The organism is Pedobacter sp. MC2016-15, from assembly GCF_026239695.1.
Taxonomy (GTDB): Bacteria; Bacteroidota; Bacteroidia; order Sphingobacteriales; family Sphingobacteriaceae; genus Pedobacter.
Window position 1 is genome coordinate 610,518 of the sequence record NZ_JAPIVS010000002.1, and the last position, 14,919, is coordinate 625,436.

Annotated in this window: 17 protein-coding genes; 10 read left to right on the forward strand and 7 right to left on the reverse strand. The window is 42.9% G+C overall.

Going from position 1 to position 14,919, the window contains the following annotated elements:
- Positions 1–10: 10 nt before the first annotated feature.
- The 4 genes from lipA to OQY15_RS07410 all read right to left on the reverse strand — a co-directional run bounded on the left by lipA (position 11) and on the right by OQY15_RS07410 (position 2,778).
- Entirely contained in the window at positions 11–889 is an 879-nt protein-coding gene (gene lipA, locus OQY15_RS07395; RefSeq protein WP_265789588.1) for a lipoyl synthase, read from the reverse strand.
- 50 nt (positions 890–939) lie between these two features.
- Complete coding sequence (gene ytxJ / locus OQY15_RS07400; protein ID WP_265789590.1) at positions 940–1,275, reverse strand: bacillithiol system redox-active protein YtxJ; 336 nt, start codon at positions 1,273–1,275, stop codon at positions 940–942.
- Positions 1,276–1,543: 268 nt separating this feature from the next.
- The gene (ribH, locus tag OQY15_RS07405; RefSeq protein WP_265789592.1) at positions 1,544–2,035 is read right to left on the reverse strand and encodes a 6,7-dimethyl-8-ribityllumazine synthase; all 492 of its coding nucleotides are present in this window, start codon (positions 2,033–2,035) and stop codon (positions 1,544–1,546) included.
- A gap of 71 nt (positions 2,036–2,106) precedes the next feature.
- Positions 2,107–2,778 (reverse strand): tetratricopeptide repeat protein, encoded by a 672-nt coding sequence (locus tag OQY15_RS07410; protein ID WP_265789594.1) that lies wholly within the window; start codon positions 2,776–2,778, stop codon positions 2,107–2,109.
- A gap of 200 nt (positions 2,779–2,978) precedes the next feature.
- On the opposite strand from OQY15_RS07410, the gene recF reads away from it, so the two are divergent.
- Both recF and OQY15_RS07420 read left to right on the forward strand, forming a co-directional pair.
- Positions 2,979–4,082 (forward strand): DNA replication and repair protein RecF, encoded by a 1,104-nt coding sequence (gene recF / locus OQY15_RS07415; protein WP_265789596.1) that lies wholly within the window; start codon positions 2,979–2,981, stop codon positions 4,080–4,082.
- Positions 4,075–4,365: a DUF721 domain-containing protein gene (locus OQY15_RS07420; protein ID WP_265789598.1), complete on the forward strand. Its 291-nt coding sequence runs from the start codon at positions 4,075–4,077 to the stop codon at positions 4,363–4,365. The genes recF and OQY15_RS07420 overlap by 8 nt, the downstream gene beginning before the upstream one ends.
- Before the next feature lie 2 nt (positions 4,366–4,367).
- Here the strand turns inward: OQY15_RS07420 and OQY15_RS07425 are convergent, their stop codons facing one another.
- The 3 genes from OQY15_RS07425 to OQY15_RS07435 form a co-directional block, all read right to left on the reverse strand.
- The gene (locus tag OQY15_RS07425) at positions 4,368–4,550 is read right to left on the reverse strand and encodes a hypothetical protein (RefSeq protein WP_265789600.1); all 183 of its coding nucleotides are present in this window, start codon (positions 4,548–4,550) and stop codon (positions 4,368–4,370) included.
- Positions 4,551–4,612: 62 nt separating this feature from the next.
- On the reverse strand, positions 4,613–5,329 hold the full coding sequence (locus OQY15_RS07430; RefSeq protein WP_265789602.1) for an FKBP-type peptidyl-prolyl cis-trans isomerase: 717 nt from the start codon (positions 5,327–5,329) through the stop codon (positions 4,613–4,615).
- A 93-nt stretch (positions 5,330–5,422) separates the two neighbouring features.
- Positions 5,423–5,842 carry a nucleoside-diphosphate kinase gene (locus tag OQY15_RS07435; RefSeq protein ID WP_265789604.1) on the reverse strand — a complete coding sequence of 140 codons (420 nt, stop codon included), beginning with the start codon at positions 5,840–5,842 and terminating at the stop codon, positions 5,423–5,425.
- Between the two features lie 103 nt (positions 5,843–5,945).
- Between OQY15_RS07435 and OQY15_RS07440 the strand changes: the two genes are divergently transcribed.
- The 8 genes from OQY15_RS07440 (at position 5,946) to OQY15_RS07475 (ending at position 14,910) form a co-directional block, all read left to right on the forward strand.
- A complete protein-coding gene (locus tag OQY15_RS07440; protein WP_265789606.1) occupies positions 5,946–6,956 on the forward strand; it encodes a DHH family phosphoesterase in 1,011 nt (336 codons plus the stop codon).
- Between the two features lie 74 nt (positions 6,957–7,030).
- Positions 7,031–8,020: an FKBP-type peptidyl-prolyl cis-trans isomerase gene (locus tag OQY15_RS07445; protein WP_265789608.1), complete on the forward strand. Its 990-nt coding sequence runs from the start codon at positions 7,031–7,033 to the stop codon at positions 8,018–8,020.
- Positions 8,021–8,089: 69 nt separating this feature from the next.
- Positions 8,090–8,857 (forward strand): TatD family hydrolase, encoded by a 768-nt coding sequence (locus tag OQY15_RS07450; RefSeq protein WP_265789610.1) that lies wholly within the window; start codon positions 8,090–8,092, stop codon positions 8,855–8,857.
- A 1-nt stretch (position 8,858) separates the two neighbouring features.
- A complete protein-coding gene (locus OQY15_RS07455) occupies positions 8,859–9,875 on the forward strand; it encodes a type I asparaginase (RefSeq protein ID WP_265789612.1) in 1,017 nt (338 codons plus the stop codon).
- Between the two features lie 68 nt (positions 9,876–9,943).
- On the forward strand, positions 9,944–11,344 hold the full coding sequence (locus OQY15_RS07460) for an MBL fold metallo-hydrolase (RefSeq protein ID WP_265789614.1): 1,401 nt from the start codon (positions 9,944–9,946) through the stop codon (positions 11,342–11,344).
- Between the two features lie 22 nt (positions 11,345–11,366).
- Complete coding sequence (locus tag OQY15_RS07465; protein WP_265789616.1) at positions 11,367–12,335, forward strand: YpdA family putative bacillithiol disulfide reductase; 969 nt, start codon at positions 11,367–11,369, stop codon at positions 12,333–12,335.
- Positions 12,336–12,402: 67 nt separating this feature from the next.
- Positions 12,403–13,374 (forward strand): polyprenyl synthetase family protein, encoded by a 972-nt coding sequence (locus tag OQY15_RS07470; RefSeq protein WP_265789618.1) that lies wholly within the window; start codon positions 12,403–12,405, stop codon positions 13,372–13,374.
- An 84-nt stretch (positions 13,375–13,458) separates the two neighbouring features.
- The gene (locus OQY15_RS07475; protein WP_265789620.1) at positions 13,459–14,910 is read left to right on the forward strand and encodes a M28 family peptidase; all 1,452 of its coding nucleotides are present in this window, start codon (positions 13,459–13,461) and stop codon (positions 14,908–14,910) included.
- Positions 14,911–14,919: the final 9 nt, after the last annotated feature.

Below are 14,919 nucleotides of genomic sequence, written 5' to 3' on the forward strand. Positions count from 1 at the left end.
AAACCCCTTTTTAAAAATCAAAAAGATGTTTCTCAGCGTGATATGATGACCTCACCAAAGGACCACTCTCCACATACCTTAATCCTTTAGCCAAACCGATCTCTTTATATTTGGCAAACTGATCAGGATGAATCCAGTCAAGCACAGGGTGGTGGTTGCGTGTAGGCTGCAGGTATTGTCCTAATGTAAGGATATGCACACCATTTGCTACCAGGTCATCCATGGCTTCAAACACATCATCTTCTGTTTCTCCCAACCCAAGCATAATACCTGTTTTAGTTCTTACACCAAAGTCGGAAATTCTTTTTAAACATTCAAGACTTCTGTCGTATTTAGCCTGAACACGAACCTGTTTGGTTAGGCGGCGCACAGTTTCTATATTGTGAGATACCACTTCAGGGCGTTCTTCGAGAACCCGGTACAGGTTATCCCAGATGCCTCTGAAATCTGGAATCAATGTTTCCAAGGTTGTTTCAGGGCTTTCGCGTCTGATAGCCTGTAGTGTTTCTGCCCAGATGATAGAGCCACCATCTTTAAGATCATCGCGGTCTACCGAAGTAATAACGCAGTGTTTTACCTGCATGAGTTTTACCGAATTTGCAATGCGGTTGGGCTCATCAGTGTCTACAGCTTTAGGTCTTCCTGTTGCCACTGCGCAAAATGAGCAGGAACGGGTGCAGATATTACCAAGGATCATGAAGGTTGCGGTACCAGAACCCCAGCATTCGCCCATATTAGGACAGTTACCACTCTCACAAATGGTATGTAGCTTATGGGTGTCTACAAGGCTGCGCACCTGCGCATATTCTTTACCTACCGGAAGCTTAACTCTAAGCCAATCTGGTTTACGTTGTACTGTGTTTGCTGGAACAACCGGAAGTGCGATCATACCACAAAGTTAAGCAATAGGTTTGAAATGTAATAAAGTTGAAATGTCATTTAATTATTGATCACTCCTGCCACCTCATCTGCAGAGATATCTCCGTGAGAAGCATCAAGCACGCAGTTACCGTCTTTGATCAGTAAGATCTGCGGCGACTCATGACGTACCTGAAATGTATCTGCGATTTGAGCAGAAATAGCACGGTGGCTGATCAGATCCAGAAAATACAGGTTTGTATTCTCAGGGATTACATCCCAGTCGAGCTCAAACCTTTTCTTAACCATCATGCTGATTGAGCACCGGGTGCTATGTTTGAAGATTAAACTAAAACCCGGCATTGCCTTTATATCGCTGATCTGGTTAAGATCAGTAATGTTTTTCCACTCTGTCATTGTCTTTGAAAATTTTTTAAGAGCTTACTTTCTCCGGCTGCCTTTGGGATAAGACTGGTATGCAGGGCAGATCCGTGATCCGCAAGACTCTAAAACTGTAATTGCAAAAAATACGCCAAGCATTACGATCGCTACTTTTTTCATAAGTATTTGTTTGTTGTGCAGCGGTTATGAATCAATCGATCGTGATGTTTCATTTGACTGTCCCCGTGAATATTGTTTTTCTTGCGCTAAGCTACGCTATTTCAGAAAAAAAACAAACAGGAGACTAGATAGTTACCAGTAAATGAGCCATTTTTATAGCTGTAATCGCTGCTTCGTCACCTTTATTGCCATGTTTGCCTCCCGACCTGTCCAGCGCCTGCTGTAAATCGTTGGTTGTAAGCACGCCAAAAATAACGGGTTTGCTGTATTTGATACCCACCTGTGTTATTCCATTTGCTACGGCATCACAGATAAAATCAAAATGTTTGGTGTCTCCCTGAATGACACAACCTAAGCAGATTACGGCATCCAGTTCGGAGTGTTTGTTCAGCAGGATTTCGGCTGCGCCGGTTAATTCAAAACTGCCCGGAACAGGTACTGAAAGGATGTTCTCTTCTTTAACACCGTGTTTGATCAGGGTGTCATAAGCGCCTTTGTACAAGCTGCCGGTTACGTCTGCATTCCATTCGGCCACAGCGATGGCTATTTTGTAAGCACTGCCGTCAGGAACGGTGGTGTGAGAAAAATCGGATAGGTTTTTTAAATTTGTTGCCATGGAGCAAATGTAAGTATTAGCCATAAAAAAAGGCCCGCATAAAATGCAGGCCTTTGTCAAAATATTTTATTTTACTTTCCCTGAGCGGCAGTTACACGAGCAATATATTCATCGATCATGGCTGCTTCCTGACTTGCAGGGAACTCAGATTTAATTTTTGTATATGCTTTTTCAGCGTTGTCAAAATCTTTTTGTGTCTCATAAACCAGACCCAGTTTCTTAAGGAACATAGGTGAAGTAAATTTGTTGCTGGATTTGTCTGCTGCCTTTTTATAATAAGTAATCGCCTGGCTGTAATCTTTAAGCTCGCTGTAAGCGTCGCCCAGCATACCTAAAGCCAATGGATCTGCTACAGGACTTCCGGTTTCTGAATATTTACCTAAAACGTCTGCTGCTTTTTTGTATTCACCCTTACGTAAATAGATTCCGCCAAGATAAAGGTTGGCTAAGTTTGCAGATTTGGTGTTGTTATATTCTTCAGCAATTTTCTCAAATCCAGGATATCCTGAATCTCCGTTGATCGCTTTATTAGCCAATGAATCCACTCCGATATATTGCTCGGCTTTGTACATTTTTTTGTTAGCTTCTTCGGCCCTGTCTTTTAAATATACATTCTGATACCAAAAGTATATGATCACTAATACGATTACCGCAGCGGCAATGAATAAAAGGCTTTTAGAGTTTTCCTCTAAGAATGAGCCTTTTCTGACATTATGATTTACTTCTTTTTCTGTTGTGGACATTTTTTTTAAAAAAATTAAGGATTGCAAAAATACATTTTTCGGTTAAAGTATCAACCTCTTTTTTTAGTATTTACATAAATAAATAACAGACACCGGGCTTTCGAACCTCCTGAATTTGATAGGGATAGCTTCTTAAGGTAAACAAATCTCCACATCAGGTTATTTTAACAAAGCTAAACGGTAACTTTGAAGCTCATACTATGTGGTTAAAAAATATTACTCTGCTCAATTTTAAGAACTATTCTGATGCTGATTTACGGTTTTCCAAAACTGTAAACGCATTTGTAGGGAATAATGGTGCCGGGAAAACCAACCTGCTGGATGCAATTCACTACCTCTGCCTATGCAAAAGCTATTTCAACCCGATCGATAGTCAGCAAATCAAAACTGCCGAAGAGCTTTTTTTAATCCAGGGGGATTTTGACCGCCAGGAAAAAAATGAGAAGATCACCTGCGGGGTAAAGAAGAATCAGAAAAAGCAGTTCAAGAGAAATAAAAAGGAGTACGATAAGCTGGCCAGCCATATTGGCCTGTTTCCGCTGGTGATGATTTCTCCATATGACGTAACGATTATCATGGACGGAAGTGAAGAACGCCGCCGTTTTATGGATAATGTGATCTCGCAGACGGATGCCTCCTACCTCGATGAACTGATTACTTACAACCGTCACCTCCTCAACAGAAATGCACTGCTGAAACAAATTGCCGCCACCAGACGGTATGATCCGGCATTGCTGGAAATCTTTGACGAGCAACTGCTGATTTCCGGACAAAAGATCTTTGAAAAACGCAGGCAGTTTATGCAGGATTACATACCGCTGTTTAATAAATACTATCAGTACCTGACGACGGAGGCAGAACAGGTGAGCCTGGTTTATCATTCACAATTAAATGATACTCCCTTTGCAACCTTACTGCAGCAATCCATAGAAAAGGATAAGGTGCTGGAAAGAACAACAACAGGTATCCATAAAGACGACCTGATTTTCAGCATCGCTGATATGCCGCTGAAAAAATTTGGCTCACAGGGTCAGCAGAAATCCTTCCTGATTGCTTTGAAGCTTGCGCAATATGCCTATGTTGAAAAGTATAAAGGGTTTAAACCGCTGCTTCTACTGGATGATATATTTGATAAACTTGATGACCACAGGATGCACAAGCTGATGGAGATGGTATCACATCATGATTTTGGACAGATCTTCATCACAGACACGGGCAGAGAAAGAGTAGTAAATATTTTTGATCGGATCAAAGTTCCTGTAACTTTGTTTGAGGTCGTAAACGGATCTATACATCATGCGTAAACCTAATGATATGCCCCTGAAAGACGCCATTGCAAAAATGCTGTCGGTTTACAGGTTAAGAGGGAAATTTGATGAAACAGGGGTAATAGCCATGTGGCCGGAAATCATGGGTACTGCTATTGGCAACAGGACTACCCAGATCTACATTGCGCATAAAAAGCTTTTTGTACGCATAGAATCGTCAGTCATAAAAAATGAACTGCTGATGGTGAGAACCGGCATCATCCAGAAACTGAATGAACGCGCCGGTTCTGAAGTTATCAATGAGATTATATTTTTATAATTCTAGCTTCTGCCGCCACCAAAGATCTTACTGATCAACCAGATGATCAGGGCAAGTACCACCACTACTACGATAATACCCGTCCATACTCCTGCTTTAAAAATACCTTCAACCAGGGAGCAGCTGGATAGAGTTGTAACTAACAGTGCAACGAATGCAAGCGGGGAATATTTCCTAATGTTCATAATAGTTTGTTTTAATTTATGCGATTACAACAAACTATCACAGGAATGGTTTGGGGCAAATGTTACTTCCCGTTCACTTTAAGCAATTCAATCTCGAAAATCAGTGTGCTGTAAGGCGGAATATCAGGACCTGCGCCACGCTCTCCATAAGCCAGCTGATAGGGAATAAAGAATTTGTATTTGCTGCCGGTAGACATCAGCTGCATGCCTTCTGTCCATCCTGGTATCACTCCGTTAAGTGTCAGCGTAATAGGCTCTCCGCGATCGTACGAGCTGTCAAACTGTTTACCACTAATTAGGGTTCCTTTATAATGTACCAGTACAGAATCAGTTGGCCCTGGTTTTGTGCCTGTTCCCTGTGTCAATACCAGGTATTGCAAACCGCTGGCAGTGCTTTGTACACCTGCTGTTTTTTTATTGTTATCCAGAAATTGTTTTCCTTCTGCAATGATGCCGGCATATTTGGCCTGGCTTACTGTTTTGAACGTATTGCCAATTGCTTTTTCTGCCGATTGCTGTGTTAATGCCGTTTTTTGTCCGCTGAATTCAGCTTTAAACCCTTTCATCAGCAGGTCGTAGTTAAGCGTTTTTAATCCGCCATTTTTAAGGCTGGCAGCCATAGACATCCCAAAAGCATAACTTGCAGAATCCATTGTGCTTGCAAATTTTACAGGGGCAGCAACAGTGCTGACAGTTTTTTTAGCCACAGGTTTTTTGGTTTGGGCATCTACTGCAATTGCACAGCAAGGGATCAATAACGTAATCAATAATTTCTTCATGAATATAATTTTTCGGTTGGTTTAGGTTTTAAATAAAAATAAGCACCTTTTTGGGGTGCTTATATTGTATTATTTTGAGATCATCAGCAGGAACTAGAAACGTTCAGCAGCAGTAAAGAAGAAATCTCCTTCAATTGCAGCATTTTCATCTGAATCAGATCCGTGAACAGCATTGGCTTCAATTGACTGTGCATATTTTTTACGGATAGTACCATCTTCTGCCTGTGCAGGGTTTGTAGCACCGATCAGTTTTCTGAAATCTTCAATAGCATTGTCTTTCTCAAGAATTGCAGCTACGATAGGTCCTGAAGACATGAAAGTAACCAGATCACCATAGAAAGGACGTTCTTTGTGAATTTCATAAAATTTACCGGCAGTTTCTTCAGTTAGCTTAGTGTATTTTAAGGCAATGATTTTGAAACCCGCAGCAGTAATGTCATTGATAATTGCACCGATATGTCCATTTGCTACCGCATCTGGCTTAATCATTGTAAATGTTCTGTTTGTACTCATCTTAGATTTATTTGTTTTGCAAAACTACATTTTCTGCTGTTAATATTAAACATCAAATATAAAGGAATCATTTAATCATTAAATTCTTAGCTTTGCAGCGAATATGCTATCCCTTTCTGAACTCAAATCATTGCTGGCAACGCCGCAGAAAATTGTAATTACAACGCACCATAAACCTGATGGTGATGCGATGGGCTCTTCTTTGGGCTTGTATGCTTACCTGATTCAAAAGGGGCATCATGTAAAAGTAATCACGCCTACAGACTATCCTTACTTCTTACATTGGCTGCCAAACAATGCCGATGTAATGATCTATACCGAAGAAAAAGAGAAGTCTGAACAGCTGGTTGCCGATGCAGCGATTGTGTTTTGTCTCGATTTTAATACCCTGACACGCATCAATGAACTGGGCGAGGTAATACGCAATTCTCCCGCATATAAGGTAATGATCGACCATCACCTGGATCCTGAGGATTTTGATGATTACAGACACTGGAATATCAATGCCTGTGCTGCTGCACAATTGGTATACGATTTTATCGTCAATGAACTGAAGGATGCTGAAGCAATGACTAAGGACATTGCTACGTGTTTGTATACTGGTATTATGACAGACTCCGGTTCTTTCAGGTTTGCCTCTGCAACGTCTGACGTGTACCGCATCGGTGCCGACCTGATTGATGCAGGAGCTGAACACTGGAGAATACACCAGCTGGTATACGATAATGCTACAGAAAACCGTTTACGTTTCCTGGGGAACTGCCTCACAAATAAACTGGAGATCATCAGAGAACTGAATACGGCAATCATATCGGTTACTGCTGAAGAACTGAGACACTTTGAAATTGTGACCGGAGATACTGAGGGGATTGTAAACTACGCTTTGTCTATTAATGGGATTAAACTGGCGGCCTTTATCATTGAGAGATCTGATAAAGTTAAATTATCTTTGCGCTCTACAGGAGATTTTCCTGCCAATGAGATCTGCAAAAAATACTTTAACGGCGGTGGTCACAGGAATGCTGCCGGTGGCTATTCTGACAGAAACCTGGAAGATACCATCAGCTACTTTAAATCAATAGTGCCTGAATATAAAACTCAATTATTACAATAAAACAAACAATGAAACCTGCGAGGCCAACAGCCGCAGCAAGCTTCATTACAATTGAAAAACAATCAAACAAAAAAATGAAAAAAACATTAGTATTTCTTTTTGCTGCTACACTTGGTTTAGCAGCTTGTAACAACTTTAAAAAAGGTCCGGGTGGTTTAATGTACCAGATTCATAAAACCGAAGATAAACCGAAAATCGTTGAAGGTGATATCATCAAAATCAATGCGATTCAAAAAACTGAAAAAGACTCTGTAACCAGCAGTACTTACGATATTCAGCAACCAGCTGTATTCCCTGTATCTAAAAAACAATGGGCAGGTGATATCTCTGACGCCCTGATGTTATTGGCTGAAGGTGACAGTGCTACTTTTAAAATTGACCTGGATTCAATGGCTAAATATTCTAACCAGCCAAAACCAGCTACTCAAAAAGATAAATACATGGTGTTTACTGTGAAGATCGAAAAAGTAATGCACAAAGCTGCTGGTGAAGCTGATTCAACTTTCCAGAGAAAAGCAACTGAATTCTTCCAGGCTGATTTCAAAGCTACAGTTGAAAAACATAAAGCTGCTGAAGCTGGAAAAATCAAAAACTTCATCGCAGACAACAAACTGAAAGTTCAGACTTCAGCTTCTGGCTTGCAATATGTAATCACTGCTCCTGGTGATGCACAAAGAGCAACTCCTGCTGATACTTTGATGGTAAACTACACTGGTAAATTACTGACAAAAAAATCTGACGGTAAAGAAAATATCTTTGATACAAGCGTAGAGAAAGTAGCAAAAGAAAATAATAAATTCAGCCCTATGGCTCAGTACGGTCCACGTCCTTTCACATTGGGAAGAGCGATCCCTGGATTTGACGAAGGTTTGAAATTAATCGGTAAAGGTGGAAAAATCACTTTGATCATTCCTTCAGCTTTAGCTTACGGTGAAGGTGGTATGCCACAGGGTGGTATCACTCCATTCTCTCCATTATGTTTTGAAGTAGAGCTTACTGACATCAAAAAACCTACAGGTGCTCCTGTAGCTGCTGCGCCAACTACGGCTCCTGCAGCTAAATAATTATTTGGTTTTTACCCATGGAAAAACCCTGTCCTAATCCGGACAGGGTTTTTTTATTAACTTTGTTTTATGCTTTTAACAGATACCCACACGCATTTGTACTATGAAACAGATGAAGAAAAACAGGCTGCACTTTTTCAACGCTGTTTTGATCTGGACATTAACCGTTTATTTCTGCCCAATGTTGACATTTCTTCTATCGCCAAAATAGACGATGTCGTAAAACGGTATCCGGAAAACTGTTTCGCCATGATGGGACTGCATCCCTGCGATGTAAAAGAAGGTTATGATGCTGTGCTGGAAGAGATCCACAACAGTATCGAAGGCCGGAAAATCTATGCCATTGGAGAGATTGGAATTGACCTTTACTGGGATAAAACTACATTGGGTATGCAGCAAAAAGCCTTCTCTGAGCAGATCAGATGGGCAAAGGAACTGCAGCTACCCATTGTTATCCATTGCCGTGAAGCTTTTGATGAGGTGTTTGAAGTGCTGGAATCCGAAAAAGGAGATGACCTCAGGGGGATTTTGCATTGCTTTACCGGTAATCTGGAACAGGCGGAGCGCACCATCGAACTTGGTTTTTACCTGGGCATTGGTGGGGTAGTGACCTACAAGAAAGCTGGGTTGGATGCTGTTTTAATGAACGTACCGCTGGAACATGTGGTACTGGAAACAGACTCTCCTTACCTGGCTCCTGTACCTTTCAGGGGCAAACCCAATGAAAGCAGCTACCTGATTCACATTGCACAGCGGGTGGCAGACATTTACAATATCTCTGTCGATGAGGTGGCAGAAGTAACTACTGCCAATTCTATCAAAATATTCAACGTCTGATATGACTAAAATTCTAATTATCTATACCGGAGGAACCATTGGTATGGTCAATGACGCGCAAACCGGCGCGTTGATTCCTTTCGATTTTAAACAGATCCAGCAGAATGTTCCTGAACTTGCCCGTCTCAACTATCAGCTGGATGTGCACTCCTTTGATCCGATACTGGATTCCTCTAATATGAATCCTGTGATCTGGGCGGAACTGGCTGGCATTATCGGTGATTCATACCACGACTATGATGGATTTGTGATCCTCCATGGCTCTGATACCATGGCTTACACCGCTTCGGCACTCAGCTTCATGCTCAAGAACCTGAACAAACCCGTAGTATTAACGGGTTCGCAGTTGCCTATAGGAGAGATCAGGACTGATGCCAAGGAGAACCTGATCACGGCACTGGAGATCGTAGCTACAAAAAACAAGGGGAAGGCAATGGTGCCCGAGGTCTGTATCTATTTCGATTACCAGCTGTTCAGGGGTAACCGAGCCATCAAATACAATTCAGAGAAATTTGAAGCCTTTTTGTCGCCCAATTACCATATCCTGGCAGAAGCAGGAGTAAACCTGTCATTTTACTCAAACTACATCAATCCACATCCGCTGGAGGAACTGAGAATACAATCCCGTTTCAATGCCAACATCGGTGTGCTGAAGTTATATCCCGGTATTACGCCACAGGCTGTACAAGCCATCACACGGTCGTCCGTGGATGCGATCATCCTGGAAACTTTCGGCTCGGGTAATACCACTACTGCTTCATGGTTTATCGCAAGTTTGCAGGAGGCCATAGACCAGGATAAGCTGATTGTAGATATCTCTCAGTGCCAGGGTGGTTCTGTGGAGCTGGGCAAATATGAAACCAGCAAACGCTTACAGCAGATGGGCATCATCAGCGGCTTTGACATGACCTTTGAGGCTACGGTGACTAAGCTGATGTACCTGATGGGTCAGGATCTTTCCCATGCACAGATTGCCTTTCTGATGGAACAATCCATCCGGGGTGAGTTAACTTCTTAAAGTAAAACTTGTGTAAGAAGGACATTTAGAACATCAATCCAAGGATATTAAACTTATTTTTGAATATCATGAAGATAGAGCAAATTTATACCGGTTGCCTTGCTGAAGCAGCTTACTATATAGAGAGTAACGGCGAGGCTGCAATCATTGATCCGCTGCGCGAAGTTCAACCCTATCTGAAAAAGGCAGAACAGGCTGGTGCCCGTATCAAATATATCTTTGAAACACATTTTCATGCCGACTTCGTCTCGGGCCATGTAGACCTTGCGAAGCATTCAGGTGCGGAGATCATTTACGGCCCCACGGCAGTAACCAATTTTGATTCTCATATAGCTGAAGACGCTGAGGTTTTTTACATCGGCGAACTCAGTATTAAAACATTACATACTCCCGGGCATACTCCGGAATCTACAACATACCTGCTGAGCGATAAGGATGGTAAACCTTATTGTATTTTTACGGGGGACACCTTGTTTATTGGCGACGTAGGCAGGCCAGACCTGGTGCAAAAGGGAACGCAAACAATGGAGGAGATGGCAGGAGTGCTGTACGATTCGCTGCATGCTAAAATCCTGACACTGCCGGATGATATCCTGGTATACCCTGCCCATGGTGCAGGCTCATCCTGTGGAAAGAACATGAGCAAGGAGACCTTTGACACGCTGGGAAACCAGAAACAGGTAAACTATGCGCTGAAAGCAAAGAGCAGGGAAGAGTTCATTGAGCAGGTAACCGATGGTATTTTACCGCCGCCGCAGTACTTTGCCAAAAATGCGGCCATGAACAAACAAGGCTATGCGAGTTTTGCTGATGTACAGAAAAAGGGAAATGTTCCTTTTTCAGCTGAGGAATTTGAAGCTACGGCAAACCATACAGGTGCATTGCTCTTAGATACGAGGGATCCTCAGAAATTTGCTTCAGGATTTATTCCGCGCTCAATCAATATTGGTCTGGGCGGACAATTTGCGCCCTGGGTAGGTGCTCTGATAACCGACCTGAAACAACCGCTATTGCTGATCGTGGAAGATGGCAAAGCCGGGGAAGCGATTACACGCCTGGCAAGGGTTGGATACGACTACACCATAGGTTACCTGGAAGGTGGAATCGCAGCCTGGAAAGCAGCAGGAAAAGAACTGGACACTGTCACTTCAGTATCCGTGCAGGACTTTGAAGCAAGGCTGAATGAAAATCCTGCATTATCTATCCTGGATGTTCGCAAACCTGGTGAATATGAGGCAGGACATCTGGAATCTGCAGATAGCCGTCCGCTTGATTATATCAACGACTGGACGAATGAGGTCAACCCCTCAGGAACGTATTACCTGCATTGTGCAGGTGGTTACAGATCGATGGTAGCTGCATCTATATTAAAGGCCAGGGGTGTGGATAATGTGATCGATGTTGCAGGCGGATATGCCGCGATCAAAACTACCGGTTTAACAAGAACAGATACTATTGCCTCACACTAAGATATAAGGAACTGATTGACGAATGGAAGAATATGACGTACTGATTGTAGGTGCGGGCCCGATAGGACTGGCCTGTGGCATAGAAGCGATAAAAGCTGGCCTGAGCTACATTATTGTAGACAAAGGGGCCCTGGTAAACAGTCTGTATAACTATCCTGTATTTATGACTTTCTTTTCCACCTCTCAGAAGCTGGAAATAGGAGGCGTACCCTTTGTAAGTATCAACCCTAAGCCCAACAGAAATGAAGCGGTAGAATACTATCGCCGGGTGGCTGAAAAGTTTGAGCTGAACCTGCATTTGTTTGAAGAAGTTACAGCAGTAAATAAAAAAGCAGCTAATGATTTTGAAGTAAGCACATCAAAGAACTCCTATAAAGTAAAAAACGTAGTGATTTCCACAGGCTTTTATGATGTGCCGGTATTGATGCATATTCCGGGTGAAGGATTGCCGAAAGTAGCCCATTACTACAAAGACCCGCATTTATATTCCTTTCAGAACGTAGTGGTTGTAGGTGCAAATAACTCAGCTATTGACGCGGCACTGGAAACCTACCGCAAAGGTGCTAACGTAACCCTGGTGATCCGCAGTGGCGAACTCGGACCGCATCTTAAATATTGGGTGCGCCCTGATATTGAGAACCGCATTAAGGAAGGCTCGATCAAAGCTTTGTTTAATTCTGAACTGACAGGGATTGAAGAGCATTCCGTTTCTGTAAGAACCCCTGAGGGTGATGTGGTCCTTGAAAATGACTTTGTGATCGCGATGACGGGATATAAACCCAATTTTGAAATGCTCAGAAAACTGTGTGTTCAGGTTGCGGATGAGATCACTAATGTACCTTTATATAATCCTGAGTCAATGGAAACCAATCAGTCGGGCTTATACCTCGCAGGAGTGGTGTGCGGCGGAATGGATACACATAAATGGTTTATTGAAAATTCAAGGGTACACGCAGAGCAGATCTTTCAGCACATCAGTTCCAAAAAATAACATCATTTTTAAATTAAGCGTCAGTTTGACTGAATTTAATTAAGTTTGCACAAATTTTAAGACCTGAATGCCAGGAATAGATCAGATTAAGAAACCCATAGCCACAGATATAGATGTCTTTGAAGAAAAGTTCAAAGCCTCAATGCATAGTGATGCGCCATTACTGGACCGTATCACGCACTATATCGTAAAAAGAAAAGGCAAACAGATCAGACCCATGTTCGTGTTTTTTGCTGCCAAGCTTTGTGGTGGAATAATCGAATCTACACACCGTGGTGCTGCTTTGGTAGAATTACTGCATACTGCTACACTGGTACATGACGATGTAGTAGACAATGCTTATGAGCGCAGGGGTTTTTTCTCCATCAATGCACTCTGGAAAAACAAAATTGCCGTTCTGGTGGGCGATTATCTGCTGGCGAAAGGCTTGCTGCTCTCGGTAAATAACCAGGAGTTCCGTCTGCTGCAGATTGTCTCTGAAGCGGTGAAACAGATGAGCGAGGGTGAGCTGCTGCAGATTGAGAAAGTAAGGAGAATGGACATCAGCGAAGAGCTGTACTTCGATGTGATCCGCCAGAAAACGGCCTCCCTGATTGCTTCCTGCTGTGCCTGTGGTGCAGCCTCGGCAGGTGCCGATGAAGAAACAATCGAAAAAATGCGTCTCTTTGGTGAAAAGGTGGGTATAGCCTTCCAGATCAAAGATGATACGTTTGACTTTGGTACAGATGACGTGGGTAAACCGCTGGGGATAGATATCAAGGAGAAAAAGGTAACGCTTCCGCTGATCTATGCACTGAACCGTACGAGTAAACCAGAAAAGAAAAAGGTAATCAACCTGGTAAAAAACCACAATGATGAACCTGTCAAAATACAGCAGATCATTGATTTTGTAAATCAGAATGAAGGCGTGCACTATGCTGAGCAGAAAATGCTGCAATATCAGCAGGAAGCATTTGATATTTTATATACTTTCCCTGAAAGCGACGCCAGAACTGGTCTGGAACAATTGGTTCGCTATACCACAGAGCGCAAAAAGTAGGCTTTTTGTCCCCACCAGGCTTTTTGTTGTAAAATAATTTCGCAGGCGTTATTTTTAAGCTTATTTTCATCAAAATTTTTATTCATGAAGCTTTCCCTTTCCCTCCTGTTTGCGGGGCTGGCCGTATCGGCATATGCCCAGGATGACCTAAATACAGATTTCAAAAAAATCAATGCCGAAGTACAGGCGCATTCTGCTGCCTATAGTAACCTGAAATCTGCCACGGAAACCATTGGGCACCGCCTGACAGGATCTGCTAACGGAGCCAAAGCCGAAGAATATGTGTATAAACTGCTGAAATCTTATGGTTATGAAGTCCGCTACCAGCCATTTGAGGTTGAAAGCTGGAGCAGACTGACAAATGAGACTAAAATTGGAGACTCTCCAAATGGCCTGAGTGGAGTGAAATCTGTAACACTTGCCCACTCCCCTGTAAAGGCATCGGTTTCTGCCGCAATTGCAGATATGGGAAATGGATTGGAAGAGGATTACCTCAAAGATAAAGACAAAGTAAAAGGGAAGATCGCCCTGATATATTTGGGTGTTTTACCGGGATCGCCGGCAGGAACACCAACATTGCACCGTTCTGAAAAGACGGCTATAGCTACCAAATATGGTGCAGCTGGAGTGATCATCATCAATGGTGTTAAAGGCGGTGTTTTGCTGACAGGTACAGCATCTGTAACGGGAAAACTAATTCCTGTGCCTGCAGTATGTATCGGCCTGGAAGATGGCATGCAGCTGAAAGAACAGCTGCAGTCAAAACCACAATATGCCAGTCTGAACATGACCAACTTCTCTGGGATGATCAAGGCCAGAAACGTAGTTGCAACGCTGAAAGGCAGTAGCCTGCCAAAAGAAAAAATCGTAATAGGCGGGCACCTGGATAGCTGGGACCTGGCAACAGGAGCGATAGACAACGGAATTGGTTCATTTGCTGTAATTGATATGGCTAGGACTTTCAAAGTGTTGAATCTGAAACCAAAACGCACGGTAGAGTTTGTGTTGTTTATGGGCGAAGAACAGGGCTTGCTGGGTTCAAAAGCTTATATCAGGTCTGCAAAGGCTAACAATGAACTGGATCAGCTGAAGTTTATGCTGAACTATGACATGACAAATGATCCGAAAGGATTTGCAACAAGCAGAGCAGAGATGAAGGAACTGTTCACCGGCTGGGGAAGTCAGATCGCAAAGATTGATACAGGCTTTAAAAATGTATTCCGTGCGGGCGCAGGCCTCCATAGTGACCACCAGCCATTCATGCTGGAGGGAATACCTACAGGTGGCGGAGCAGGAGGCGAGTTGCCAAACCACTCAGGACAGTTTTACCACTCTGACGGAGATGATTTTAGTCTGGTAGACGAGCAGGAACTTAAAAATACAGTACGGTACAGTGCGATGCTGCTCGATGCACTGGCGAATACACCGGTTATTCCTGTGCAGAGACAAACAGAAGAAAACCTGAAAGCTTTCCTGATTGAGAACAAACTGGAGCTACCTTTGAAGATTGCCGGTGAATGGCGCTGGAAAGATTAATCGTTATAG

Coding starts and splice junctions, on each gene's coding strand:
- lipA (WP_265789588.1), bottom strand. CDS start 889: ATGATCGCACTTCCGGTTGTTCCAGCAAACACAGTACAACGTAAACCA.
- ytxJ (WP_265789590.1), bottom strand. CDS start 1,275: ATGACAGAGTGGAAAAACATTACTGATCTTAACCAGATCAGCGATATA.
- ribH (WP_265789592.1), bottom strand. CDS start 2,035: ATGGCAACAAATTTAAAAAACCTATCCGATTTTTCTCACACCACCGTT.
- OQY15_RS07410 (WP_265789594.1), bottom strand. CDS start 2,778: ATGTCCACAACAGAAAAAGAAGTAAATCATAATGTCAGAAAAGGCTCA.
- recF (WP_265789596.1), top strand. CDS start 2,979: ATGTGGTTAAAAAATATTACTCTGCTCAATTTTAAGAACTATTCTGAT.
- OQY15_RS07420 (WP_265789598.1), top strand. CDS start 4,075: ATGCGTAAACCTAATGATATGCCCCTGAAAGACGCCATTGCAAAAATG.
- OQY15_RS07425 (WP_265789600.1), bottom strand. CDS start 4,550: ATGAACATTAGGAAATATTCCCCGCTTGCATTCGTTGCACTGTTAGTT.
- OQY15_RS07430 (WP_265789602.1), bottom strand. CDS start 5,329: ATGAAGAAATTATTGATTACGTTATTGATCCCTTGCTGTGCAATTGCA.
- OQY15_RS07435 (WP_265789604.1), bottom strand. CDS start 5,842: ATGAGTACAAACAGAACATTTACAATGATTAAGCCAGATGCGGTAGCA.
- OQY15_RS07440 (WP_265789606.1), top strand. CDS start 5,946: ATGCTATCCCTTTCTGAACTCAAATCATTGCTGGCAACGCCGCAGAAA.
- OQY15_RS07445 (WP_265789608.1), top strand. CDS start 7,031: ATGAAAAAAACATTAGTATTTCTTTTTGCTGCTACACTTGGTTTAGCA.
- OQY15_RS07450 (WP_265789610.1), top strand. CDS start 8,090: ATGCTTTTAACAGATACCCACACGCATTTGTACTATGAAACAGATGAA.
- OQY15_RS07455 (WP_265789612.1), top strand. CDS start 8,859: ATGACTAAAATTCTAATTATCTATACCGGAGGAACCATTGGTATGGTC.
- OQY15_RS07460 (WP_265789614.1), top strand. CDS start 9,944: ATGAAGATAGAGCAAATTTATACCGGTTGCCTTGCTGAAGCAGCTTAC.
- OQY15_RS07465 (WP_265789616.1), top strand. CDS start 11,367: ATGGAAGAATATGACGTACTGATTGTAGGTGCGGGCCCGATAGGACTG.
- OQY15_RS07470 (WP_265789618.1), top strand. CDS start 12,403: ATGCCAGGAATAGATCAGATTAAGAAACCCATAGCCACAGATATAGAT.
- OQY15_RS07475 (WP_265789620.1), top strand. CDS start 13,459: ATGAAGCTTTCCCTTTCCCTCCTGTTTGCGGGGCTGGCCGTATCGGCA.